This window comes from Citrobacter sp. MGH100 (assembly GCF_001034465.1).
GTDB lineage: Bacteria > Pseudomonadota > Gammaproteobacteria > Enterobacterales > Enterobacteriaceae > Citrobacter > Citrobacter youngae.
Genome location: NZ_KQ089800.1, coordinates 1,840,186 through 1,863,099 on the forward strand (window position 1 = coordinate 1,840,186; position 22,914 = coordinate 1,863,099).

Annotated in this window: 25 protein-coding genes; 10 read left to right on the forward strand and 15 right to left on the reverse strand. The window is 51.1% G+C overall.

Translation table 11 applies throughout. The annotated features are described in order from the left end of the window. Positions 1-24: 24 nt before the first annotated feature. The 9 genes from SK32_RS08675 to SK32_RS08715 form a co-directional block, all read right to left on the reverse strand. Positions 25-513 carry a YbjO family protein gene (locus tag SK32_RS08675; RefSeq protein ID WP_048212154.1) on the reverse strand — a complete coding sequence of 163 codons (489 nt, stop codon included), beginning with the start codon at positions 511-513 and terminating at the stop codon, positions 25-27. 59 nt (positions 514-572) lie between these two features. Further along, positions 573-1,418, reverse strand: a complete 846-nt coding sequence (gene potI, locus SK32_RS08680; RefSeq protein ID WP_048212155.1) for a putrescine ABC transporter permease PotI — start codon at positions 1,416-1,418, stop codon at positions 573-575. Continuing rightward, positions 1,415-2,368, reverse strand: a complete 954-nt coding sequence (gene potH, locus SK32_RS08685) for a putrescine ABC transporter permease PotH (protein WP_005123598.1) — start codon at positions 2,366-2,368, stop codon at positions 1,415-1,417. Before potH ends, potI begins: the two co-directional genes overlap by 4 nt. Positions 2,369-2,377: 9 nt before the next feature. Then, the gene (gene potG, locus SK32_RS08690; RefSeq protein WP_003831665.1) at positions 2,378-3,511 is read right to left on the reverse strand and encodes a putrescine ABC transporter ATP-binding subunit PotG; all 1,134 of its coding nucleotides are present in this window, start codon (positions 3,509-3,511) and stop codon (positions 2,378-2,380) included. 138 nt (positions 3,512-3,649) lie between these two features. Further along, positions 3,650-4,762, reverse strand: a complete 1,113-nt coding sequence (gene potF / locus SK32_RS08695; protein WP_048212156.1) for a spermidine/putrescine ABC transporter substrate-binding protein PotF — start codon at positions 4,760-4,762, stop codon at positions 3,650-3,652. 430 nt (positions 4,763-5,192) lie between these two features. Continuing rightward, entirely contained in the window at positions 5,193-5,669 is a 477-nt protein-coding gene (locus SK32_RS08700) for a type III secretion system chaperone family protein (protein WP_005123602.1), read from the reverse strand. A 90-nt stretch (positions 5,670-5,759) separates the two neighbouring features. Further along, positions 5,760-6,662: a 30S ribosomal protein S6--L-glutamate ligase gene (gene rimK, locus SK32_RS08705; RefSeq protein ID WP_048212157.1), complete on the reverse strand. Its 903-nt coding sequence runs from the start codon at positions 6,660-6,662 to the stop codon at positions 5,760-5,762. Between the two features lie 59 nt (positions 6,663-6,721). After that, the gene (gene nfsA, locus SK32_RS08710) at positions 6,722-7,444 is read right to left on the reverse strand and encodes a nitroreductase NfsA (RefSeq protein ID WP_048212158.1); all 723 of its coding nucleotides are present in this window, start codon (positions 7,442-7,444) and stop codon (positions 6,722-6,724) included. Continuing rightward, entirely contained in the window at positions 7,428-7,718 is a 291-nt protein-coding gene (locus SK32_RS08715; protein WP_048212159.1) for a YbjC family protein, read from the reverse strand. The genes nfsA and SK32_RS08715 overlap by 17 nt, the downstream gene beginning before the upstream one ends. A 192-nt stretch (positions 7,719-7,910) precedes the next feature. Between SK32_RS08715 and SK32_RS08720 the strand changes: the two genes are divergently transcribed. Then, positions 7,911-8,174, forward strand: coding sequence for a GrxA family glutaredoxin (locus SK32_RS08720; RefSeq protein ID WP_005123606.1), 264 nt, complete (start codon positions 7,911-7,913; stop codon positions 8,172-8,174). A 34-nt stretch (positions 8,175-8,208) separates the two neighbouring features. Here SK32_RS08720 and SK32_RS08725 read toward each other — a convergent pair whose 3' ends face one another. Further along, entirely contained in the window at positions 8,209-8,589 is a 381-nt protein-coding gene (locus SK32_RS08725; RefSeq protein WP_040233923.1) for an inner membrane protein YbjM, read from the reverse strand. A 269-nt stretch (positions 8,590-8,858) separates the two neighbouring features. Between SK32_RS08725 and SK32_RS08730 the strand changes: the two genes are divergently transcribed. Further along, positions 8,859-10,544 carry an aspartate:alanine antiporter gene (locus tag SK32_RS08730; protein ID WP_040233921.1) on the forward strand — a complete coding sequence of 562 codons (1,686 nt, stop codon included), beginning with the start codon at positions 8,859-8,861 and terminating at the stop codon, positions 10,542-10,544. A 262-nt stretch (positions 10,545-10,806) separates the two neighbouring features. Beyond that, on the forward strand, positions 10,807-11,604 hold the full coding sequence (locus SK32_RS08735; protein ID WP_048212160.1) for an SDR family NAD(P)-dependent oxidoreductase: 798 nt from the start codon (positions 10,807-10,809) through the stop codon (positions 11,602-11,604). Positions 11,605-11,617: 13 nt separating this feature from the next. On the opposite strand, the gene SK32_RS08740 is transcribed toward SK32_RS08735, so the two are convergent. Then, entirely contained in the window at positions 11,618-12,532 is a 915-nt protein-coding gene (locus tag SK32_RS08740; protein ID WP_048212161.1) for a DMT family transporter, read from the reverse strand. A 102-nt stretch (positions 12,533-12,634) separates the two neighbouring features. Here SK32_RS08740 and SK32_RS08745 point away from each other — a divergent pair, with 102 nt between their 5' ends. Further along, complete coding sequence (locus tag SK32_RS08745) at positions 12,635-13,549, forward strand: LysR family transcriptional regulator (protein ID WP_048212162.1); 915 nt, start codon at positions 12,635-12,637, stop codon at positions 13,547-13,549. A 5-nt stretch (positions 13,550-13,554) separates the two neighbouring features. Here SK32_RS08745 and SK32_RS08750 read toward each other — a convergent pair whose 3' ends face one another. Further along, positions 13,555-14,103 (reverse strand): TetR/AcrR family transcriptional regulator, encoded by a 549-nt coding sequence (locus SK32_RS08750; protein ID WP_048212163.1) that lies wholly within the window; start codon positions 14,101-14,103, stop codon positions 13,555-13,557. A gap of 85 nt (positions 14,104-14,188) precedes the next feature. On the opposite strand from SK32_RS08750, the gene SK32_RS08755 reads away from it, so the two are divergent. From SK32_RS08755 to SK32_RS08765, 3 genes are all read left to right on the forward strand, one after another. Beyond that, a complete protein-coding gene (locus SK32_RS08755) occupies positions 14,189-15,397 on the forward strand; it encodes an MFS transporter (RefSeq protein WP_048212164.1) in 1,209 nt (402 codons plus the stop codon). Beyond that, positions 15,397-16,212 (forward strand): Cof-type HAD-IIB family hydrolase, encoded by an 816-nt coding sequence (locus SK32_RS08760; protein ID WP_048212165.1) that lies wholly within the window; start codon positions 15,397-15,399, stop codon positions 16,210-16,212. The genes SK32_RS08755 and SK32_RS08760 overlap by 1 nt, the downstream gene beginning before the upstream one ends. 107 nt (positions 16,213-16,319) lie before the next feature. Beyond that, entirely contained in the window at positions 16,320-16,601 is a 282-nt protein-coding gene (locus SK32_RS08765) for a hypothetical protein (RefSeq protein WP_048212166.1), read from the forward strand. A gap of 26 nt (positions 16,602-16,627) precedes the next feature. Here the strand turns inward: SK32_RS08765 and SK32_RS08770 are convergent, their stop codons facing one another. Then, positions 16,628-17,860 (reverse strand): MFS transporter, encoded by a 1,233-nt coding sequence (locus tag SK32_RS08770; protein ID WP_048212167.1) that lies wholly within the window; start codon positions 17,858-17,860, stop codon positions 16,628-16,630. A 296-nt stretch (positions 17,861-18,156) separates the two neighbouring features. Between SK32_RS08770 and ybjG the strand changes: the two genes are divergently transcribed. Both ybjG and deoR read left to right on the forward strand, forming a co-directional pair. Then, entirely contained in the window at positions 18,157-18,765 is a 609-nt protein-coding gene (ybjG, locus tag SK32_RS08775) for an undecaprenyl-diphosphate phosphatase (protein WP_048212168.1), read from the forward strand. A 64-nt stretch (positions 18,766-18,829) separates the two neighbouring features. Further along, a complete protein-coding gene (gene deoR, locus SK32_RS08780) occupies positions 18,830-19,588 on the forward strand; it encodes a DNA-binding transcriptional repressor DeoR (RefSeq protein ID WP_048212169.1) in 759 nt (252 codons plus the stop codon). A gap of 48 nt (positions 19,589-19,636) precedes the next feature. On the opposite strand, the gene dacC is transcribed toward deoR, so the two are convergent. Next, positions 19,637-20,839 (reverse strand): serine-type D-Ala-D-Ala carboxypeptidase, encoded by a 1,203-nt coding sequence (dacC, locus tag SK32_RS08785; protein WP_048212608.1) that lies wholly within the window; start codon positions 20,837-20,839, stop codon positions 19,637-19,639. Between the two features lie 327 nt (positions 20,840-21,166). Here dacC and SK32_RS08790 point away from each other — a divergent pair, with 327 nt between their 5' ends. Continuing rightward, positions 21,167-21,793: a glutathione S-transferase family protein gene (locus tag SK32_RS08790; protein WP_048212170.1), complete on the forward strand. Its 627-nt coding sequence runs from the start codon at positions 21,167-21,169 to the stop codon at positions 21,791-21,793. A 5-nt stretch (positions 21,794-21,798) separates the two neighbouring features. Here SK32_RS08790 and SK32_RS08795 read toward each other — a convergent pair whose 3' ends face one another. After that, a complete protein-coding gene (locus tag SK32_RS08795) occupies positions 21,799-22,896 on the reverse strand; it encodes a PQQ-dependent sugar dehydrogenase (protein ID WP_048212171.1) in 1,098 nt (365 codons plus the stop codon). Between the last annotated feature and the right edge of the window lie 18 nt (positions 22,897-22,914).

Below are 22,914 nucleotides of genomic sequence, written 5' to 3' on the forward strand. Positions count from 1 at the left end.
AACCGGGGGCCAAAATTATACACGTTATTGCAAGCGGAAGAACCGCCTGCTGGACGCAGGAACAAAAAGCAGTAGCAACACCAGCATATCCGGCAATTTTTGCATCACCAGCGTATGCAGGATTTCGCGTCTGGACTCCCCCGCAATACTGAACAGTTCCGGATATCCGTAGCCCAGCGAAGCTGCCCACAGATAGACGCTGGCGATAATCTGGGTCAGCAGATAGATCCAGCGGGCCCAGCTCCGTCCTTTGACCAGCGAAAATGCGCAGAAAATTTCGATAAACAGCAGCACCAGACTGCCCAGAAATACCAGCGTCAAATTCCAGGTCTGCACACTGCGATGAATAAACTCACTGGTTCCACGAAACCCAAGCGTATTAAAAATCATCAACAGATCGAGACAGCGGATCATAATGATAGCCAGCGCCGCCACCTGCACCAAAGCAGGGACGTTTAAGCGGGCATGTGATGTGGATGATTTCTTAAAAAATCCCAACGCGTCGTCTTCCATGAAAACGGCGCAACCACCACAGCTGCGCCGTATAGACAGATTGGCAGATTTTAGTTTTTTCAGCCGCGTCTTGCACGTTGGATATCGCGTATCCGTTGTTTTTCTGTTCGCGCCATCAGATACCACGCGATAAATCCGATAATTCCTACCACGCCAAGGATCAGCGTCGCCAGTGCGTTGATCTCCGGGTTAACCCCCATACGTACGCTGGAGAACACCAACATCGGTAACGTTGTGGCCCCAGGACCAGAGACAAAGCTGGCGATAACCAAATCATCCAGCGATAGCGTAAAGGCCAGTAACCAACCGGAAATGACCGCCGGCATAATCATCGGCAGCGTAATGACGAAAAAGACCTTCAGCGGCGTCGCGCCGAGATCCATCGCCGCTTCCTCAATGGAGTGATCCAGTTCGCGCAAACGTGAGGAAATCACCACCGCTACATACGCCGTACAGAAGGTGACGTGCGCCAGCCAGATGGTCAACATACCGCGATCCGCTGGCCAGCCAATGGCGTGCGCCAGCGCCACAAACAGGAGCAGCAGCGACAAACCGGTAATGACATCCGGCATAACCAGCGGTGCGGTGATCATAAAGGCAAAACCATTCGAACCACGAAAACGGCCAAAACGCACCATCACCACGGCAGCTATGGTGCCGAGGATCGCCGCCATCGTCGCAGCACAGGCAGCAATCGTTAAACTCATGCCGACGGCACTCATCATTGCAGTATCGTGGAAAAGTTCACCGTACCAGCGTGTTGACCACCCCGCCCACACCGTCACCAGCTTGGAGCTGTTAAACGAATAGATAACTAACATCAGCATGGGGGCGTACAGAAACGTAAACCCCACGACCAGGATAAAGATCCGCCACGGCGAGCGGACAACCGGTAAGTTATTCATCCGTGTTCCCCCACGCTTTTCTGCTGATACTTATGGAACCACATGATTGGCACAATCAGTAACAGCAACATGATGATGGCAACCGCAGACGCCACCGGCCAGTCACGGTTATTGAAAAACTCCTGCCATAGTACGCGGCCGATCATAATGCTGTCCGGCCCCCCAAGCAGTTCCGGAATAACAAATTCCCCTACCGCCGGGATAAACACCAGCATTGAGCCAGCGATAATCCCGCCTTTGGTCAACGGCACGATCACGCTAAAGAAGGTTTTTAATGGTCGGGCACCTAAATCCAGCGCAGCTTCCACCAGCGAATAGTCAATGCGCGTCAGTGCGGTATAAATCGGCAGCACCATAAAGGGCAAATAGGCATAAACAATGCCAATATAAACCGCCAGGTTGGTATGCAGGATCGTCAATGGCTGATCGATAACGCCCAGCCACATCAGGAAGTTGTTCAGCACCCCGTTATTTTTCAGGATCCCCATCCAGGCGTACACGCGAATCAAGAAAGAGGTCCAGGAAGGCAGGATCACCAGCAACAGCAAAATATTGCGCGTCGAGGGTTTGCTGTGCGCCACCGCCCACGCTAGTGGATACCCCAACAACAGACAGCAGATCGTCGAAATCCCCGCTACCTGCAAAGACTGCAGGTAAGCATCGAAATAGAGCGGGTCATCCGTCAACTGCAGGAAGTTACCTAAATTGAGCGTAATAGATAGCTGACCATCGGCCCATGCCACAAGGTCAGTGTACGGCGGTATCGCCCGTGCCATTTCTGACAGGCTAATCTTGAAGACAATCAGAAACGGCAATAAAAACAGGAGAACCAGCCACACATACGGCAACGCGATCACCAGCTTGCGACCATGTTTCATTTGCAACTGCGACATATACAGCGTGAAACGGCTCGCTTTTTCGGCACGTGCCGGAGGTTCAAGTGTACTCATCTTTACTCCTTAAACCGTCAACACCACACAGCTGTCCGCATCCCAACACAAACGTACCTCGTCACCCCAGGTTGGTAACCCTTTACGATAACGATGCTCATTTTGTAGCTGGGCGCTCAACATCTGACCGCTTTTCAAACGTACGTGGTACACCGACAAATCACCCAGATAGGCAATGTGCACCACTTCGCCTACCGCGAAGTTATAACCCTCTGGCGGAGGCGCTTCGCAGAGCATGATTTTTTCCGGACGCAGCGCAACATACACCGGGACGTTATCGACAACAGAAGCATCGGCGTCCACTTTCAGCGGATGCACCAGTCCTGGAGACTCAATCACCAGACCATCTTCCTGACGTTCTTTCAGCAGTCCCTCAAAAACGTTTACCGAACCGATAAACTCTGCGCTGTAACGCGTGGTCGGATGCTCGTAGATCTCTTCTGGCTCACCAATCTGGACAAATTTTCCACGATTCATGATCGCAATACGACCCGCCATCGTCATGGCTTCTTCCTGATCGTGCGTCACCATCACGCAGGTCACACCGACGCGTTCCAGGATATCCACTACCTCCAGTTGCATGCGGTCTCGGAGTTTTTTATCCAGCGCCCCCATTGGTTCATCCAGCAGCAGCAGCTTTGGACGTTTTGCCAGGCTGCGCGCCAGTGCCACGCGCTGACGCTGGCCGCCAGAAAGCTGATGTGGTTTGCGTTTAGCGAACTCCTGCATATGCACGAGTCCCAGCATCTCATTCACCCGACTGGCGATTTCAGCCTTCGGCAGTTTGTCCTGCTTGAGACCAAAGGCAATGTTCTGCTCGACAGTCATATGCGGAAACAAGGCGTAGGACTGAAACATCATATTAATTGGACGCAGATAAGGCGGGACATGCGCCAGATCGACACCGTCCAGCATGATTTGCCCGGTAGTCGGCAGCTCAAACCCCGCCAGCATGCGCAACAGGGTTGATTTACCACAACCGGACGCACCCAGCAGGGCAAATATTTCGCCTTTGTAGATAGTGAGATTGACGTCATCGACGGCGTGCTGACCGTCAAATGACTTCGTCAGGTTGCGAATTTCAAGCAGCGGGGTCAGCGCCTTGCGGATTTTCGCTTGTGGGCGTGGGGTTGCATCATTCACTCAAGTGCTCTCCGGCATAAATAAAGAAACAGTGCAAATAACGCACCTTATTGGTGCGTATTGCCGGGTTTTGTGTGTTCGGGATCGCGACATCCCCGGCAGGCACAAGCACCGCCGGGTCATGTCCCGAACATCGGGTTATTTCCCGCTTTTCACCTTCGTCCAGGCACGGGTGCGTACACGATCGATCTTCGGATCCTGTACTTTCAGTGTGAACAGTTTGGCGCGCACGTCCGCTGGCGGATAGATACCCGGGTTATCACGAACTTCCGGGCTAACCAGAGCCGTCGCTTCTTTGTTCGCATTGGCGTAGAACACGTGGTCGGAAATATGCGCAATCACATCAGGGCGCAGCAGGTAATTAAGGAACTGGTAGGCTTCGTCTTTGTTTTTCGCATCTGCAGGCATCGCGAACACATCAAAGAACGCCATCGCCCCCTCTTTGGGAATCGAGAAGGAGATATTGACGCCATTTTTCGCTTCTTTCGCACGGTTTGCCGCCTGCCATACATCCCCTGCCCAGCCAATCGCTACACAGGTATCTCCATTTGCCAGATCGTTAATGTATTGCGAGGAGTGGAAATAACGGATATTCGGACGCAGTTTCAACAACAAATCGGTTGCCGGCCCGGTGTAATCATCCGCTTTGGTACTGTTTGGATCTTTACCCAAATAGTTCAGCACAGTAGCAAACACTTCTTCAGGCGCATCGAGGAAAGAGACACCGCAGCTTTTGAGTTTTTCCAGATTCTCCGGTTTGAGGATCAAATCCCAGCTGTTAACCGGCGCATCCGCCCCCAGCACCGCTTTAACTTTATCTACGTTGTAGCCAATACCGGTGGTTGCCCACATATACGGCATAGCAAACTTATTGTCTGGATCGTGTTTACCCACCAGTTTCAGCAGTTCAGGATCAAGGTTTTTCCAGCCTGGCAGTTTGCTCTTGTCCAGGGGCTGGAAAACGCCCGCGGTCAGTTGCCGTTCGAGGAAACTGGCTGACGGGACAACGAGGTCAAAACCGGTGCTGCCAGCCATGAGCTTACCTTCCAACACCTCATTGGAGTCAAATACATCATAAATGACTTTAATACCGGTCTCTTTCTCAAAATTAGCCACCGTGTCCGGAGCAATATAGTCAGACCAGTTATAAATATGCAGTGTTTTTTGTTCAGCAGCGAGCGTGCCAGCAGAGATGGCCATCAGAGCACCTGCAACCAGGCCTGATAACCATTTTTTATTTAAGGCGGTCATAATCTCTTTCCTTCTGAAAGTTCGTTAACAAACGAACAAAAAAGTCACACTCTAATGATATGCAAGAAACGTGCATATTATTTCATGCGGCATCAATGAAAGAGAGGTCTCTCTCCCCGCCGCTATTGCTCGCTGATATCCGCTGACTTATTCAACATGCATACAGCTACAGATAGCTCATAATAGGCAAATTGAACGGTGGCGTTTACAAGCCTTGCAAGAATAACTTTAGCCAGGATTCGAGGATATAGCCCAGATAAAAAAACGTCTTTTATCAATTTTTTATGCAGTTTTTGTCTATGACGTAAAGCGGAAGGGGCGGAACCGAAGTGAATAATTCTTTAAGAAAAGGTTAAATGCAGAATAAAAACGTGAAATACGCAACCGCTCTGGCAGCGGCTGCGCTATAAATACCCAAAATCAGGAACGATTAATGGAGGAAATGAACCTCTGCATTGCCGTTTTGCCCGTCTTCTTCGGCATTAAACAACAATTGATGTGCCCCGGCTTCAAGGATCACCATCGATATCTGTTCTTCGCTCTGACGCACAAAACATTCAAACTGTTCAAACGTCACACCCGGCATCACGGATAAAGACTGGCAAACCACCAGTTTTGGCAGATTATCATCCTGCATATCCAGAAAGGCTTTTACCGTCAGTGAGCTGGCATTGATAGCGGATAGATCGGCGGCCAGCGGCAGCAGCGCTGAAGGTCTGACTTCCGCCATCGCGGAAAATAGAATGACGTTATCCACCAGATCAATTTTTGCATCAAAAATGCCATCGAAGTTCTGCATGTGCGGTAGATGCAACGCCTGACAGGTATCACATTCAAAAAAACTCATGCCCAGGTCGTCGAGCCATTGACGCAACGTATCCAGAGTGGGAACGACCAGTGATGTCATAATAATGTGCGACCTCTATTGATGAAAAAATTACCGGCACAGCTTACGCAAAAAGACCGTGTCATACCACGATCGCTATCGATATTGCGTTTAGCCGCCGATTTTAAGACAAAATTCAGGAGTAGCATGACGCTCGATCCACTGGATCATTCGCGCAGCAATATCTATCCCTGTGGTTTTCTCCACGCCTTCCAGCCCTGGAGAGGCGTTGACCTCCATAACCAGCGGTCCGCGTTCTGCACGCAGAATATCGACGCCAGCAACATCAAGCCCCATCGTGCGGGCGGCTTTAAGCGCAATGTCCCTTTCCTGCAGCGTGATATTGGCAATCGTGGCAACTCCGCCGCGATGCAAATTAGAACGAAAATCGCCCTCTTTGGCCCGCCGCTCAATAGCCGCGACCACCTCATCACCCACAACGAAACAGCGAATATCTCGCCCCTTCGCCTCTTCGATATATTCCTGGACCAGAATATGGGCATTCAGACCACGAAATGCATCCACTACGCTCTCTGCGGCCTGGCGCGTTTCGGCCAATACCACACCGATCCCTTGAGTCCCCTCCACCAGCTTCACCACCAGCGGCGCACCGCCGACCATATCAATCATATCGCTGGTATCATCCGGCGAGTGGGCTATTCCGGTAATGGGCAGGTCAATTCCCTGTCGCGCCAACAGTTGTAACGAGCGCAGCTTATCGCGTGCGCGGGTAATCGCTACTGACTCATTCAGCGGATAGCTACCCAGCATCTCAAACTGACGTAATGCCGCCGTACCGTAGAAGGTAATAGCTGAGCCAATTCTTGGAATGACCGCGTCAAAATGGGGAAGCTGGCGGCCTTTATAATGGATAGAAGACGCTGCCGGGCTAATGTTCATATAGCAAGAAAGGGGATCGATAATTTCTACCAGGTGACCGCGTTGCATCGCTGCTTCACGCAGGCGTTTGCAAGAATAGAGCGTTCCATCCCGGGACAAAATGGCAATTTTCACCCTGCACCTCTCTAAAAGACCTGGTAAAAGCTGGCGTATCATACACCGGGTTAAACGCTTTAGCGCGTCGCCCACCCCTGTTTATGTAAATATTCCAGGATAAAGGGACGGCTTTCTTTAATGATGGTGCGGCGAATGTGATCGCTCCAGGTATCGCGACGCGTGTTGCTGCCACGGGTCAGATAGTATTGCGCAAGCTGTTCATCATATTGCGACAAAATATCCTGATCGAGCGGCTGATACTGGTTTTCATGCACCACCAGTGTTGCTGGCAGCCGGGGCTTGATGTCCGGGTTATCCGCAGGCCAGCCGAGACACAGACCAAACAGTGGCAAAACATGCTTCGGCAGCGTCAGTAATTCCGTTACCGGCTCAATATTGTTGCGCAGACCGCCAATGAACACACCGCCAAGTCCCAGCGATTCAGCCGCTGTCAGCGCATTTTGCGCCATCATCGCCGTATCAACCACGCCAAGCAACAGTTGCTCAGCCAGCCCCAGTTGCGCATCGGGGCAAATCTGCAAATGGCGATTAAAATCGGCGCAAAAAACCCAGAACTCGGCGGCCTGTGCGACATGCTTTTGTCCGCCGGATAAGGTCACCAGGGACTCCCGCAGACTTTGATCGGTAATACGAATTATCGTCGTGCACTGCAAAAAACTTGAACTTGATGTCCCTTGAGCGGCAGCAATGATCGCCTCACGCTGTGCGTCCGAAATACTTTCATCGGTGAAATGGCGAATGGAACGGTGGCTGCGAAGTAAATCAATGGTTGGCGTCATCTTTTTTTTCTCTGGCTGAATGGGAAGAAGCGTCGGGAGCACGCGACATCAGCTGCGGTGCCAACAGTTGCGCAATGCGCAACATCAACACCACCGCGGCGGGAAGCATTAACAGTACACCCAGAAATATCATTACCACACAGGCCAATGGCCCGTTCAGCGGTGCGGGTAAGGTGAGATAATCGTTAAGCGACAGCAGCGCCAGCGATAACAAAACCATCCCGATGATTTCCAGAATCAATACGCTTTTGGGTAACACGCCCACTGTGCGCATAGGTGCCTCCCGATAAATGGCGCTTAGTGTAAAACGTTCCGACAGCCCATGTTTAACAAAAATGCGGATTAAAAAACGAAGGCATAGACTAAGGATATCAAAGCAACAGGCTGAACCTGCTTTCCATCCGTCACAAATCGCGGCATCATAACAACATTCGCCATCCGGCCTGATAAGTTCGAGGAGATAGAGATGTTTGCCGTTATTTTTGGTCGCCCAGGGTGCCCGTATTGCGTGCGCGCAAAAGAATTAGCAGAAAAATTAAGCAATGAGCATGACGATTTTAACTTCCGCTACATTGATATCCATGCCGAAGGTATTACTAAAGCAGATCTGGAAAAAACGGTAGGAAAGCCAGTTGAGACCGTTCCGCAGATTTTCGTTGATCAACAACACATCGGCGGCTGCACGGATTTTGAAGCGTGGGCAAAAGAGAATATGAATCTGTTCGCCTGATAGCTGTTTCTACGCCCTCCGCTGGAGGGCGTAATCAGTTTTTTTTCCGCCGCTGACGCTGGTTGAATAAGCTACTGATAAATAAAAAACACAATGCCCCAAGCGCACACCAAAACACTGCACTGAACAGCCATGCCAGCTCTTGCCACAGTGAACGCGTCGGCATAAAAACGAACCGCATCAGTAACAAGCAGCACGGCGCTGCCAGTATTGCACCAAGAAGGGGTTTGAGCACCTCGCGACGGTGGGAGAAAAAGCTTGCCACAGCGCCAGGCAGTATAAAAAACAATAACCCGACCTCAGGATGCCCAGCCGCTCTAAATGCGCCTTTCATATTCAGCGTTAATGAAAGACACACTACAATAAAGAGCACAAAGCAGCAGATCGCACCCGCCCAACTTTGCTTATGTTTCAATCGTTCCTCCTGACATCTTCTCTATCGAACACTCTTTTCGCCCGCAGGCGTCCAGTCAGATAAAGTTACTCGGCATTCCATGCCAAAAACACACCCACACGATTCTTATAGCCGTTGATACGTAATGAGATTAAACTAGCCGCATATATTGTCGTGCTGCATTATTTGGGGCTGTGTACGATGCTGTCGCCCCTTAATATCTGGCAAAAACATTAGCGTAAATTGCCATTTCTTTCAATAGCTTACTAGTAAACAAGAAGTTAGCCTCCGTGAATATAAACGTCGCAGATTTGTTAAATGGGAATTACATCCTGTTATTATTTGTGGTCCTGGCTCTGGGCCTGTGTCTGGGTAAATTACGCCTGGGTTCAGTCCAACTCGGTAATTCCATTGGCGTTTTAGTGGTCTCCCTATTATTAGGTCAGCAGCACTTTAGTATTAACACTGACGCATTAAATCTTGGCTTTATGCTGTTTATTTTTTGTGTCGGGGTGGAAGCCGGTCCCAACTTTTTTTCGATTTTTTTTCGGGATGGGAAAAATTACCTGATGCTTGCACTGGTGATGGTCGGTAGCGCGCTGCTGATCGCCCTGGGACTGGGTAAGCTATTTGGCTGGGATATCGGCCTGACGGCAGGCATGTTGGCTGGTTCAATGACGTCTACGCCCGTTCTGGTCGGCGCGGGCGATACGTTGCGCCATTCAGGGATGGAAGGTACACAGCTATCCACCGCCCTTGATAACCTGAGTCTGGGTTACGCACTCACCTATTTAATTGGGTTGGTCAGTCTGATTGTGGGTGCGCGCTATCTGCCAAAACTGCAGCATCAGGATCTGCAAACCAGCGCCCAACAAATTGCGCGTGAGCGCGGGCTGGACACTGACGCCAACCGTAAGGTTTATCTACCGGTGATCCGCGCCTACCGTGTCGGTCCAGAGCTGGTTGCATGGGCTGACGGGAAAAATCTGCGCGAGCTGGGCATCTACCGCCAGACTGGTTGTTATATTGAACGTATCCGCCGCAACGGTATTCTGGCCAACCCGGACGGTGACGCAGTGCTGCAAATGGGCGATGAAATTGCCTTAGTGGGCTATCCGGATGCACATGCTCGCCTCGACCCCAGCTTCCGTAACGGTAAAGAGGTGTTCGATCGCGATCTGCTCGATATGCGTATCGTCACCGAAGAGATTGTGGTGAAAAACCACAATGCCGTAGGTCGTCGTCTGGCCCAGTTGAAGCTGACTGACCATGGCTGCTTCCTGAACCGCGTGATCCGCAGCCAGATCGAAATGCCCATTGACGACAACGTCGTACTTAATAAAGGCGATGTATTACAGGTCAGTGGCGATGCGCGCCGTGTGAAAACCATTGCCGATCGTATCGGCTTTATTTCCATTCACAGCCAGGTCACCGATCTGCTTGCTTTCTGCGCATTCTTTATCATCGGCCTGATGATCGGGATGATCACTTTCCAGTTCAGTAATTTCAGCTTTGGCATTGGAAATGCGGCTGGACTGTTGTTCGCCGGGATCATGCTGGGCTTCCTGCGTGCTAACCATCCAACGTTTGGCTACATTCCTCAAGGTGCGCTGAACATGGTCAAAGAGTTTGGCCTGATGGTCTTTATGGCTGGTGTCGGTTTAAGCGCAGGTAGCGGCATTGGTAATGGCCTCGGCGCAGTGGGTGGCCAGATGCTGATTTCGGGTCTGATTGTCAGCCTGGTTCCAGTGATCATCTGTTTCTTGTTTGGAGCTTATGTATTGCGCATGAACCGGGCCCTGCTGTTCGGGGCGATGATGGGGGCGCGTACCTGTGCGCCAGCAATGGAAATCATCAGCGATACCGCGCGCAGCAACATTCCTGCTTTAGGCTATGCGGGCACATACGCGATTGCTAACGTTCTGTTGACGCTGGCGGGGACACTCATCGTCATCATCTGGCCCGGCATCGGTTAGAACTGTTTTTTGCTTTTAATGAAAATTTTTTGCAGGTAAGCAGAACTTTTCTTAAAGGCGTCAGTCATAACTATTGCCACTGCTTTTCTTTGATGTCCCCAATTTGTGGAGCCCATCAACCCCGCCGTTTTGGTTCAAGGTTGATGGGTTTTTTGTTGCCTGGATTTTAACTCCCTCCTCCCCCGAAATTCCGCCCAAAATTTGCAGCACGCCGGTTATGGCACATACTTTTACTCGGTGCTAAATGGTGATGGGGGTTGCTATGTTACTCGCAGGCAAAGTCGCGGTGATCTTCGGCGGCAGCGGGGCTATTGGTAGTGCGGTTGCGCAGACCATGGCGCGCGAAGGTGCCCATGTGTACCTGAGCGCACGCCGTCAGGAAAAGCTTGATTGGGCAGCCAGTCGCCTGCGAATGGCGGGTGGTACTGTCGATACGTTTATCACCGATGTGCTCGACGAGCACGACACCTCAACACAAGTTACCCGCCTGGTACAGCAAATCGGTGGAATTGATGTGGTGGTTAACGCGACCGGCTTTATGCATGAACAGGGCAAGCGCATCGAGGCATTAGCCCTCTCTGAGTTTATGAGCGGTATCACTCCTTTCCTCTCGGCACAGTTCAATATCGCAAAATCCGTAACGCCGCACATGGGCGGCAATCGAGCGGGCGTCATTCTCACCGTTGTCGCGCCCGCGGCCCCGATGGCAATGCCTGGGCATTTGGGGCACATCGTCGGCTGTGCGGGAACAGAGGCTTTTATTAAAGCGCTAGCCAGCGAACTGGGGCCGGCAAATGTTCGAGTCGTCGGCGTGCGCTCACATGCGATTGTGGACGCGGTAGCGGCCGGTTCCTATACCGGGGAGATTTTCACCGCTAAAGCGCAATCAATGGGTTTAACCGTCGATCAATGGTTAGCGGGCGCGGCGCAAGGCACCATGCTCGGACGCCTGCCTACGCTTGCACAAATCGCTGAGGTTACAGCCTTTCTGGCTTCAGACCATGCCGGAGCAATGACCGCTACGGTGGTAAATATTACCGGGGGCGCAACCGTAAGCTAATTTACCCGCTCTTTCACGCCGTGCGCTGCTGCGAGCTTTTTTTTGCACTCGTGCGGGAACACAATGCTATGCCACACATAATAACCAACGCGCTCACCAGATGATATGAATGCAGAGTGACGTGCATAAACATCACGCTAAATAATCCGCCACTCAGTGGAATCAAGTGTGAATAGATCTCTCCGCGCGTTGCGCCAATGGCGCTAATCCCTTTGTTCCATAACAGATATGACAGCCAGGAAGGAAAAATAACAAGGTATGCCAGCCCAGTAATAACACCTGTATTTGCATAGCTATTCCAGCCCGGCATACCATTGCGTATCAACGCCAGAGCCAGTACCGGAATAAGTACAATCGCACCTAACAACGCGCTCACGGCAACAAATGCGTTTCCCTTCACCTCACACGGTTTAACGCGTAGAAAGGCACAATAAACAGCCCAACTCAGCGCTGACCCCATGGTCCAGACATCGCCCCGATTGAGATGTTCCAATACCTGTGCGTGCATCAACCCGCCTTGCGACACCAGCCAGATAACACCAACGGTACTCAGGAGCACACCTGCTATATTTCGCGCAGAGATCCGCTCTTTAAAAAAGAACTTATTGATTAACAGAACGAGTGCCGGTGTGGTGGACATATAAATCGCGGCATTGAGCGAGGTTGTATATTGCAGGCCGATATATAACGTTAAGGGGAAAAGAACCTGACCACAAAGCGCGAGGAAGACGATAGTACCAAAGGATTTTCTCATCGCTGGCCACTGCATGGCGATCTGTCGGAAATAAAGCGCTATCAATAGCAATGCGGTAAATACCCAGCGTGCTGCTGATAAAACGATGGGATTAACTTCGGCAACCAATATATGGCCGACCACATAGTTGCCGCCCCAAAAACAGGCAGCCAGACTGAGTAAAAGATAGGGCATATTTGCGCCTTATTGTCAGTTGTACGGTATGACCACAAGGCTACGGCGGCGTGAGAATGAATGCTAATATAACGTTTTTATCCATCTGCATAGATTAAAACTATGAAATTTACGCTAAGGCAACTTGAGTTTTACATCGCACTTGCAGAAACATTACAAATTTCCAAAGCTGCTGCGCGCTGCCATATTTCTCAGTCATCAATGACCATTGCCATGCGGAATCTGGAAGAATCATTAGACGTGCAGCTATTTGTACGTTACCCCAAAGGCGTGAAGCTCACCGCCGAGGGCGAGCGCTTTCTGGCACATGCCTGCAACATCATCAACAGTAGCCACTCGGCTGTTGACGCCCTGCATGACAGGAGTGAAATTCTCACCGGCACGGTGCGCATAGGCATTGCCGAAACGCTCTCAGCCTATCTCATCCCGGATATACTCAACGATCTTGAACGACGTTTCCCTTTGCTGGAGATCGTATTTTATGAAGCTACTGCACCGGAACTGGTACAGGCGCTACGGGAACAAAAGGTCGATTTTTGCCTGCTTCTGACCTCAAATATCAGCCATGATAACGACCTTGAGATCGAAACATTCATTCGTTCACTGCGCCGCCTGTGGACGTCTATTGGGCATCCGCTACAGAGTCGGGCATCGATCCGTTTAATAGACGTCGAAAAGCTACCATTTTTACTGCTGGAAACCGATAAGTACCCTGACGTAATCATCGATTACTGGCAGCAGCGTGGCTATACGCCCAATATCAGTTTTCGCAGCAACTCTTTTGAAGCAATAAGAAGCCTGGTTGCAAAAGGCAGAGGAATAACCATTTTATCCGACCTGGTGTATCGCCCGTGGTCACTGGATGGTCTGCGCGTCATGCACAGAACGATTGATGATTTTATTACTTATATGGATGTCGGGACGGTAAAAAAAACCGCCCGGCCGTTGACGCCAGAGGCGATGAAAGTCATTGATTTTTTACGTCAGGCCGTTACCCGCCTCGACAAACCATTTTGATGATTTCATCTCTGATGTAATCCGGCAATGCGCTCCACCATCACCAGAATATCTTCCCGCGAGAGCGGTTTTTTGTCTGTGACAAAATGCAGCGTCATCCCTTCAATAAATGCATCCAGCGCTCGTGCGGTTACCGGCTCGAACCACTGCTCCAGCGTTTGTTGGCTGCGTAGCATCCAGTTTTGCATCACTGTTTTTAGCGCCGGTTTACGGCTGGCGAAGGCATATAACTGATACATAAGCTCCATGTTGTCAGGCGTTGTGACCTGAGAGCTATAGATCATATCGGTAATCGCATGGCAGGCCTGTGGCGCATTTTCAACACCGGCAAAAAATGCCTGATATTGCACAGACATGGTGTCAGCAAAACGCTCGAATGCCTCCATTAAAAGCTCATCTATTCCCGAAAAGTAATAGGTCATTGAGCCCAGCGGCACCTCGGCAATCATGGCGATTTTCCGGTGTGTAACCCCATGAACACCATGGATTATAACCGCATCCAGCGTGGCCTGGACTATTTTATCCCGTCGTTGTGGGTCGTTCGCGCGTCGCACTGCCTTACCTCTTCTTGCATTTGTGTACAAATGTACACAACCTTGCTAATGTTGTCTTCTTCCCTCTTTTCTTTGGCTCGAATTCATGACTGGCATCTCATCACGCAAGGCCTTAAGACGTCGCACCTGGGCGCTGTTCACGTTCTTCTTTTTACCAGGATTATTAATGGCCTCCTGGGCAACGCGTACCCCTGCCATCAGAGATATTCTCTCCATCTCTACCGCCGAAATGGGTGCGGTGCTGTTTGGACTCTCAATTGGTTCGATGAGTGGCATTCTTTGTTCGGCCTGGCTGGTGAAACGATTTGGCACACGCAACGTCATCCGCGCCACCATGTCATGCGCGGTTCTGGGAATGACAATTCTCAGCCTCGCATTATGGTTGCATTCCGCCTGGCTGTTTGCGTTTGGTCTGTGCGTGTTTGGCGCCAGTTTTGGCGCGGCAGAAGTGGCTATCAACGTCGAAGGTGCAGCGGTTGAGCGTGAAATGAACAAAACTGTTCTGCCGATGATGCATGGTTTCTACAGCCTTGGAACGCTGGCTGGCGCAGGTGTTGGCATGGTACTTACCGCCGTCAGCGTCCCCGCGACAGCACATATTCTGCTGGCGGCGATGGTGGCTATTACCCCTATTTTTATCGCTATTAAGGCTATCCCCGACGGCACAGGTAAGAATGCTACTGACGGTTCGCACGCCGTTGAAAAAGGGTTGCCATTCTATCGCGATATGCAGTTGCTGCTGATTGGCGTCGTGGTGCTCGCAATGGCATTTGCCGAAGGTTCCGCCAACGACTGGCTTCCATTACTGATGGTTGATGGACATGGATTTAGCCCGACATCCGGATCGCTGATTTATGCCGGCTTTACGCTCGGTATGACCGTCGGGCGCTTCACCGGTGGCTGGTTCATCGACCGCTACAGCCGTGTGGCAGTAGTACGCGCCAGTGCACTGATGGGCGCGCTCGGTATCAGCCTGATCATTTTTGTCGACAGCTCATGGGTGGCAGGTGTCTCGGTGATCCTTTGGGGGCTAGGGGCTTCTCTCGGCTTCCCGCTGACCATTTCAGCCGCCAGCGATACCGGCCCTGATGCGCCAACCCGCGTGAGCGTTGTTGCGACTACTGGCTATCTGGCATTCCTGGTAGGTCCGCCGCTGCTGGGCTATTTGGGTGAACACTATGGCCTGCGCAGCGCCATGTTGGTTGTGCTGGCGCTGGTGCTTGTCGCAGCCATCGTAGCGAAGGCTGTGGCTAAACCGGATGTCAAAAATACCACTGTGATGGAGAACGGCTAATGGGTATCAAGTTAATTGCAGTAGACATGGACGGTACGTTTTTAAGTGACCAAAAGACCTATAACCGCGAGCGGTTTATGGCGCAGTACCGTCAAATGAAAGCACAAGGGATCCGCTTTGTAGTCGCCAGCGGCAATCAGTATTACCAGTTGATCTCTTTTTTTCCCGAACTGGCCAATGAAATCTCATTTGTGGCGGAAAACGGTGGCTGGGTGGTCAGCGAAGGGGAAGATATTTTTAACGGTGAACTGGCAAAAGACGATTTCCAGACCATCGTAGAATATCTGCTGACCCGTGCAGACGTTGATATTATCGCCTGTGGTAAAAACAGCGCCTACACCCTGAAGCAGTACAGCGATGAGCATAAATCCATCTCTGCCATGTATTATCACCGTCTTGAATTTGTCGATAACTTCGACAATATCAACGATGTATTCTTCAAATTTGGCCTGAATATCTCCGACGATCGCATTCCCCAGGTGCAGGCCGATCTTCATGAGGCGATTGGCGACATTATGGTACCAGTGCATACCGGATACGGCAGTATCGATTTAATTATTCCGGGTGTTCATAAAGCCAACGGCCTACGCCTGCTGCAACAACGCTGGAATATTACCAACGATGAGGTTGTCGTGTTTGGCGATGGCGGAAATGATATCGAGATGCTGCGCCAGGCAGGATTTAGTTTTGCAATGGCCAACGCCCATGAGCCGGTTATCCAGGCGGCGAAATATCGCGCGGGTTCGAATAACGAAGAGGGCGTGCTGGATATTATCGACCGCGTGTTAAACAATGAAGCACCGTTTACACATTAACGCCTCAGCACAGACGGCAACAAAATGATGGCATGATCTATTCATAATCCGCCTCAAATTAACCCACTGGATTATTACTTCCAGTGAATATTTCAGGTGAGCAGATTATGAAGAAAAGTGTACTGATGGCAACAGTGTTGCTGGGATTTGCAGGAACAGCATTTGCACAGAATGTTACCGTTGATGTACCAAGCGGATACAAAGTAGTGGTTGTTCCTTCTTCCGTCAATGTTCCGCAGGCGGTCAGTGTCGCTACTGCCCCGCAAACGGTTTATGTTGCTCCGGCAGCCACTCCAGCCCCTGTTTACCGCGCACATCCGTATGCGCGTCATGTTGCCAGCGTAGGTGAAGGGATGGTCATTGAGCATCAGATTGATGACCATCACTAATGATTGCAAAGCCCGGAAACCGGGCTTTAACCTTCCCGGGAATTCCCTACCCGCTTATCTTTCAGAAAGATAACCATCAGAATCAGCCACAGCACACCGCTGGCCAGATTAAACAGACTGAACAAGCCGTTTCCACCCAGCAGATAAGCATGTTTGCTCAGCTCAATACCAACGGTAAATATCAGCATTTGCAGCATACCCATTGCTGCTGAAACTGTCCCTTTGCTCATTTCACTGGCAAACAGCGTCAGGCGCACCAACCCGGCATTCGCCACGCCAATGCCAAATGCATAAAGACTTAAACCTGCCGTCATCCACAGATACGCATGAGAAGAAACAACCGTGGCCGCGGCGGCAATGATCAATCCCACGGAGATTGGCCAGCCCCCCATGATGATCAGCGAGCGCACCGTGCGGCGGGATGTCAGACGCGCCAGCACCAGGTTACCTGCAATCAGTGCACCAAAAATCGGCACCTGCAGCAGGCCATATTCGTAGCTGCTGAGATGTTCGCCACTGATAATAATGATCGGGGACTGCGCAATCCACGCCAGCAATGGCAGACTGACAAAGCCCAATGCCAGTGCGCCTGCGACAAAACGCACATTCTTTAGCACCAGCTTATAATCTTTGCCCAACTCTTTGATAGAAAGCTTCTCGCCCAGACGGGTAGCCGTTTCCGGCATCGCGCGCTGCAGGCCAAAAAAGGCAATTGCAGCCAGCGCGGCAAACAGGACAAACATGCCTTCCCACGGAAGGACATGTACCCAGGCGGCCCCAACCAACGGTCCCAAAAGCGGTGCAATCAATGCTACGTTTGCCATTAGCGCAGTGATTTTAATGCACACCGCTTCTTCAAAGGACTCCTGAATTGCGGCGTAACCTACCGCGCCAATAAAGCACAGGCTAATCCCTTGTAAAAAACGCAGGAAAGTAAATTGCTCAATATTTTGTGCAAACAGCGTTGCTAGGCAGGTCACAATGAACCAAACCACCCCGGTTAACATCACCGGACGACGACCAACACGGTCCGACAGCGGCCCTAACAACCACTGTAAAAACATGCCGCCTGCCAGATAAGCGGTCATGGACGTTGGAACCCAATCTAAACCGGCCTGATATTGCTCCACCACCGCCAACATTCCGGGTTGGATCATATCGTTACCGATATATGTAGAGAATTCGTAAAGCACCAGACAGAGAGGGAAAAGTAATGCCTGACGCCCCAAGCGGGCGCCTGAAGATAAACGGTTCTGCATGCAATCTCTTAACAAATGAAAAAACGCGCAAAGTGTAATAAATGCGCCTTACTGGTGATAGTGAATTATGTGATTTGAAAGCAAAATGCGCACATTTTTACACTCAATTGCACGATAGCTTTTTGTTTTAAGGTTAATTTAAGTTGAGACCGCTATCATGCTCAATAAGCCTCATTAATTGTCTTAAAAAGAGTCAGTTAACAGACAAATAGGACAAGACCGCTTTTTATCGCCTGAAAGCAATTTTATGATCCCCAATATGGGCCTTTTTAACGATTACATTGAGTCTGGATGTTATGCTGGAAAATCTGAACAACTCGCTTTTTTACCTGATCAACGCCACGCCGGACTCTGCGCAATGGACGATCTCGCTCGCCATTTTTATTGCCAAAGATCTGATTAGCATCGTACCGCTACTGGCGATCATTCTCTGGCTTTGGGGGCCGCAAAACCGCGTGACCATCCAGCGCCAGTTGGTCATAAAAATGGCGATTGCGCTGGCAGTCGGCTTGACCATTTCATGGATCATGGGACATTTATTCCCTCACGACCGGCCATTCGTCAATCATATCGGCTACAACTTCCTGCACCATGCTGCAGATGACTCTTTCCCGAGCGACCACGGTACGGTTATCTTTACCTTCGCGTTGGCCTTCCTGTTCTGGCACCGCCTGTGGTCCGGAGCACTGTTGATGGTCGTCGCCGTGGCGATTGCCTGGTCGCGTGTTTACCTCGGCGTACACTGGCCGCTGGATATGCTGGGGGGGTTACTGGCAGGTCTGATCGGCTGCCTGAGCGCCCAGATGATCTGGCAACGATTCGGCACAACCCTGTACCACGGTTTGCAGACCTGCTATCGCACCTGTTTTGCCCTGCCTATTCGTAAAGGCTGGGTACGTGACTAACCCACGGTAAAGAGAGTAGTATTAAGCGCGAAACTGAGCACGTATTCTACTCTCCAGGGGAACTATGGAAACTCGACGCGACGAGCGTATTGGTCAATTACTGCAGGCGCTAAAACGCAGCGATAAATTACACCTTAAAGAAGCCGCGACACTGCTGGGTGTATCAGAAATGACCATTCGTCGCGATCTGAATAATAACACGGCCCCGGTCGTACTGCTTGGGGGCTATATTGTTCTGGAACCCCGTAGCGCCAGCCACTATTTAATCAGCGATCAAAAATCCCGCCTGGTTGATGAAAAACGCCGGGCTGCGCAACAGGCAGCCAGCCTCGTCCAGGCGCATCAGACCGTTTTCTTCGACTGCGGAACAACAACGCCGTGGATCATTGAAGCGATCGATAATGAATTACCGTTCACCGCAATCTGCTATTCACTGAATACGTTTCTGGTGTTACAGGAGAAACCACAGTGCCGCGTCATTTTATGTGGCGGCGAATTCCATGCCAGTAATGCTATTTTCAAGCCACTCGATTTCCAGGAAACCCTGAATAACGTCTGCCCGGATATCGCTTTTTATTCCGCAGCCGGCGTGCATATCGATAAAGGCGCAACCTGTTTTAACCTTGAGGAATTACCGGTTAAACACTGGGCGATGTCGATGGCGCAGTACCATGTTCTGGTGGTCGATCACAGCAAGTTTGGGAAAGTGCGTCCCGCGAGGATGGGCGAATTAAAACGCTTTGATACCATCATCAGCGATAACCGCCCGGATGATGCGTTTGTCGAGTATGCCAAAGCGCAGCATATCAAATTGATGTACTAAATTTGTGCCGGATGACGGTGCTTTCATATCGTCATCCGGCATCAGCGATTAAGAGAACCAGCCACCAAACCACTGGTGGAATTTCATCATAACGAAGTCCCACATCCGGCTAAAGAATCCCCCCTCGTCCACCGCTTCCATCACCATCAACGGACGCTGTTCAATAGATTTTCCGTTCAACTGGAAGTCGATTGTCCCCACAACCTGGCCCTTCTTCAGTGGCGCGGTCAGTTGTGGCTCTGTCAGGGTAAAGCTCGCCTTCAGGTTTTTCAGCTGACCGCGCGGAATGGTCACAGACCCACCTTCCCCAGCGCCCAGATTGACTTCACTCTTATCGCCAAACCAGACTCGTTGGGTAACAAAGGTGGCGTCCGGTTTAATCGGCGTAACGGTTTCAAAGAAGCGGAAACCCCATGTCAGCAACTTTTCGGATTCATTAAAGCGAATACGATCGGTTTTTGCCCCCAGCACCACGGAGATCAAACGCATATCGCCCTGTGTCGCGGATGCAACCAGGTTATAACCGGCTCCCGCCGTGGTGCCCGTTTTCATACCATCCACATTCAGGTTGGTACTCCACAGCAGGCGGTTACGGTTAGGCTGGCGAATTTTATTAAAGGTAAACTCTTTCTCTTTATGGATGGCGTACTCTTCCGGCACATCGTGGATTAACGCTTTACCCAACAATGCCATATCACGCGCGGTACTGAACTGCCCTGCTGCATCCAGACCATGTACTGTCTGGAAAGTCGTGTTGGTCAATCCCAGTTTTTGCGCATAGCCGTTCATCAAACCGATAAACGATTCCTGGCTGCCGGCAACATAATCAGCGAGCGCAATACAGGCGTCATTACCAGACTGAATGATCACGCCTTTGTTCAGATCGGACACCGCAACCTGATCGCCAGGCTTGAGGAACATCACCGAAGAGCCGCGCAGGGCCGGATTCCCGGTCGCCCAGGCATCTTTCCCGACGGTAACCATGTCATTCAGATTAATTTTCCCGGCTTTTAGCGCCTGACCGACCACATAGCTGGTCATAATCTTGGTCAGACTGGCGGGATCCAGTTTCTCATCGGCATTACCTTCCGCCAGCACTTTGCCGCTGGCGTAATCCATTAAGATCCACGCACGTGCGTCAACGCTCGGCGGGGCCGTTGGTTGTTCCGCCGCCTGTACGGTCGGCGCCAAAAGGATTAAGAGTGCTGAACCTGCAGCAAGGCTGCGTAGGGAAGAGAAGTATTGCGTCATAAATGCCACCCGAGTATCCATTCCAAAAAACCACGTCATACCACACCGTGTTTACACAAAACCGGCCAAGTTGCCTCAGCCAACCATACAGAAAAGTTCTGATGGATGACGTGTAAAATAAGTGCGGTGAGTAATAACGCACTAACGAGCTTAAAGAAACCGTAAGTTGGTAAAGTTTTTAAAGTTTATGCAATAACGCCGCGCTGCGCTGCTCTCATCACGATTTTTTTGCGCCTTGTTGCGTAAATATTAGGTTTACCCCACCATGTGAGCGAGTCAGATAGAGAATGCAGCCATAAAGCTGCTCAATTAATTTGCGGGGTTACTATGATTACACTGTGGGGTCGCAATAATTCGACCAACGTAAAAAAAGTATTGTGGACACTCGAAGAACTGGAACTGCCGTATAGCCAAATTCTGGCTGGGGGACAGCATGGCGTAAATCATGACGCAGACTATCTGGCGATGAACCCTAACGGACTGGTTCCACTGCTACGCGATGACGAAACAGACGTATTGCTGTGGGAATCCAATACCATTGTCCGCTACCTGGCGGCCCAGTACGGGCAAAAACGACTGTGGGTTGACGCTCCGGCGAAACGTGCCGAGGGTGAAAAATGGATGGACTGGGCTAACCAGACGCTGAGCCCTGCACATCGGGTTATCTTATTTGGTCTGGTCAGAACCCCTGCCGATCAACGCGATCAGGCAGCCATCGAGGCCGGTGCGAAGGTCTGCGATAACCTGTTTGCCATTCTCGACAACGCGCTGGCCGACCGGGCGTGGTTTTCTGGCGCTGAATTTGGCACTGCGGACATCGCCGTCGCACCGTTCATCTATAACCTGTTTAATGTCGGCCTGAGCTGGACGCCACGCCCTCACCTGGAACGTTGGTATCAACAGCTCACCGAGCGCCCGGCATTCCAGAAAGTCGTGATGATCCCGGTCAGCTAATCCTGTCAGGGACTCACTTTCAGCAATTCCCCGTCGGACTCGTCGGTTAATACATACAAATAACCGTCTGGTCCGACGCGCACATCGCGGATTCGCTGCCCTCTGTCATGCAAAATACGCCCGTCTTCCGTCACAGTATTACCTTTCACGCTTAACACAATCACCCCCTGTTCTTTCAGCGCACCAATAAACAGTTTGTGTCTCCACTGTGGGAACGTATCGTGATTATAAAAGGCCATCCCACTGACAGCAGGTGATTTTTCCCAGTAAAAGATAGGCTGCTCGGTGCCCGCCACAATTGAGCCTTTTGCTTCGGGGATGTTGAAACCACTGTAGTTAACACCCCATGTCGCGATTGGCCATCCATAGTTTTTGCCTTTCCCGGGGATATTGATCTCATCTCCGCCACGCGGGCCATGCTCATTGAGCCACAACGCATCGCTCCAGGGATTCATCGCCATCCCCTGCGGATTGCGGATGCCATACGACCATATTTCAGCCCGCGCGCCAGTCTGGTTCACAAACGGGTTATCCGGTGGAATTTTGCCCTCGTCTGTTAGTCGAACCACTTTGCCCTGTAATTTATCCAGTTCCTGAGCGGTTATGCGCTGGTTATTCTCGCCAAGGCCTATAAACAAATAACCTTTGCCATCAAATACCATACGCCCGCCAAAATGATTCCCGGTTGATAACTTAGGCATTTGGCGGAACACCGTCCGGAAGCCCTGCAGGTGTTTACGATCGTCACTTAACCGCCCGTAGCCTACTGCTGTTCCGGCTTTCCCTTCACTGTCAGCTTCCGCGAAGCTTAGCCACACCCGCCGGGATTGGGCAAAATCCGGTGCCAACGCCACATCAAGCAGTCCCCCCTGACCATTCGCCCAGACTTTGGGTACGCCAGTCAGCGGGTCGGAAAGCCCCTTATCAGGTTGCCAGAGCCTAAGTTGCCCTCCTCTGAGCGTAATCAGCATACTGCGATTATCGGGTAAAAAGGCCAGCGACCACGGGTGGTCGAGTTTGGTTTGCAGGATCTCCACCTTGACGGCAGCGGCATAGGGGGAAAGCAACGCCAGTGAGGCAACACAGAGAAAGAGTCGACGCATAGCACCTCCTTAATGGCT

Coding starts and splice junctions, on each gene's coding strand:
- SK32_RS08715 (WP_048212159.1), bottom strand. CDS start 7,718: ATGCGCACAGTGGGCGTGTTACCCAAAAGCGTATTGATTCTGGAAATC.
- SK32_RS08790 (WP_048212170.1), top strand. CDS start 21,167: ATGATTACACTGTGGGGTCGCAATAATTCGACCAACGTAAAAAAAGTA.
- SK32_RS08795 (WP_048212171.1), bottom strand. CDS start 22,896: ATGCGTCGACTCTTTCTCTGTGTTGCCTCACTGGCGTTGCTTTCCCCC.
- SK32_RS08700 (WP_005123602.1), bottom strand. CDS start 5,669: ATGACATCACTGGTCGTTCCCACTCTGGATACGTTGCGTCAATGGCTC.
- deoR (WP_048212169.1), top strand. CDS start 18,830: ATGGAAACTCGACGCGACGAGCGTATTGGTCAATTACTGCAGGCGCTA.
- SK32_RS08770 (WP_048212167.1), bottom strand. CDS start 17,860: ATGCAGAACCGTTTATCTTCAGGCGCCCGCTTGGGGCGTCAGGCATTA.
- potI (WP_048212155.1), bottom strand. CDS start 1,418: ATGAATAACTTACCGGTTGTCCGCTCGCCGTGGCGGATCTTTATCCTG.
- SK32_RS08745 (WP_048212162.1), top strand. CDS start 12,635: ATGAAATTTACGCTAAGGCAACTTGAGTTTTACATCGCACTTGCAGAA.
- SK32_RS08765 (WP_048212166.1), top strand. CDS start 16,320: ATGAAGAAAAGTGTACTGATGGCAACAGTGTTGCTGGGATTTGCAGGA.
- potF (WP_048212156.1), bottom strand. CDS start 4,762: ATGACCGCCTTAAATAAAAAATGGTTATCAGGCCTGGTTGCAGGTGCT.
- SK32_RS08740 (WP_048212161.1), bottom strand. CDS start 12,532: ATGCCCTATCTTTTACTCAGTCTGGCTGCCTGTTTTTGGGGCGGCAAC.
- SK32_RS08675 (WP_048212154.1), bottom strand. CDS start 513: ATGGAAGACGACGCGTTGGGATTTTTTAAGAAATCATCCACATCACAT.
- SK32_RS08760 (WP_048212165.1), top strand. CDS start 15,397: ATGGGTATCAAGTTAATTGCAGTAGACATGGACGGTACGTTTTTAAGT.
- dacC (WP_048212608.1), bottom strand. CDS start 20,839: ATGACGCAATACTTCTCTTCCCTACGCAGCCTTGCTGCAGGTTCAGCA.
- SK32_RS08720 (WP_005123606.1), top strand. CDS start 7,911: ATGTTTGCCGTTATTTTTGGTCGCCCAGGGTGCCCGTATTGCGTGCGC.
- SK32_RS08735 (WP_048212160.1), top strand. CDS start 10,807: ATGTTACTCGCAGGCAAAGTCGCGGTGATCTTCGGCGGCAGCGGGGCT.
- nfsA (WP_048212158.1), bottom strand. CDS start 7,444: ATGACGCCAACCATTGATTTACTTCGCAGCCACCGTTCCATTCGCCAT.
- ybjG (WP_048212168.1), top strand. CDS start 18,157: ATGCTGGAAAATCTGAACAACTCGCTTTTTTACCTGATCAACGCCACG.
- potH (WP_005123598.1), bottom strand. CDS start 2,368: ATGAGTACACTTGAACCTCCGGCACGTGCCGAAAAAGCGAGCCGTTTC.
- SK32_RS08755 (WP_048212164.1), top strand. CDS start 14,189: ATGACTGGCATCTCATCACGCAAGGCCTTAAGACGTCGCACCTGGGCG.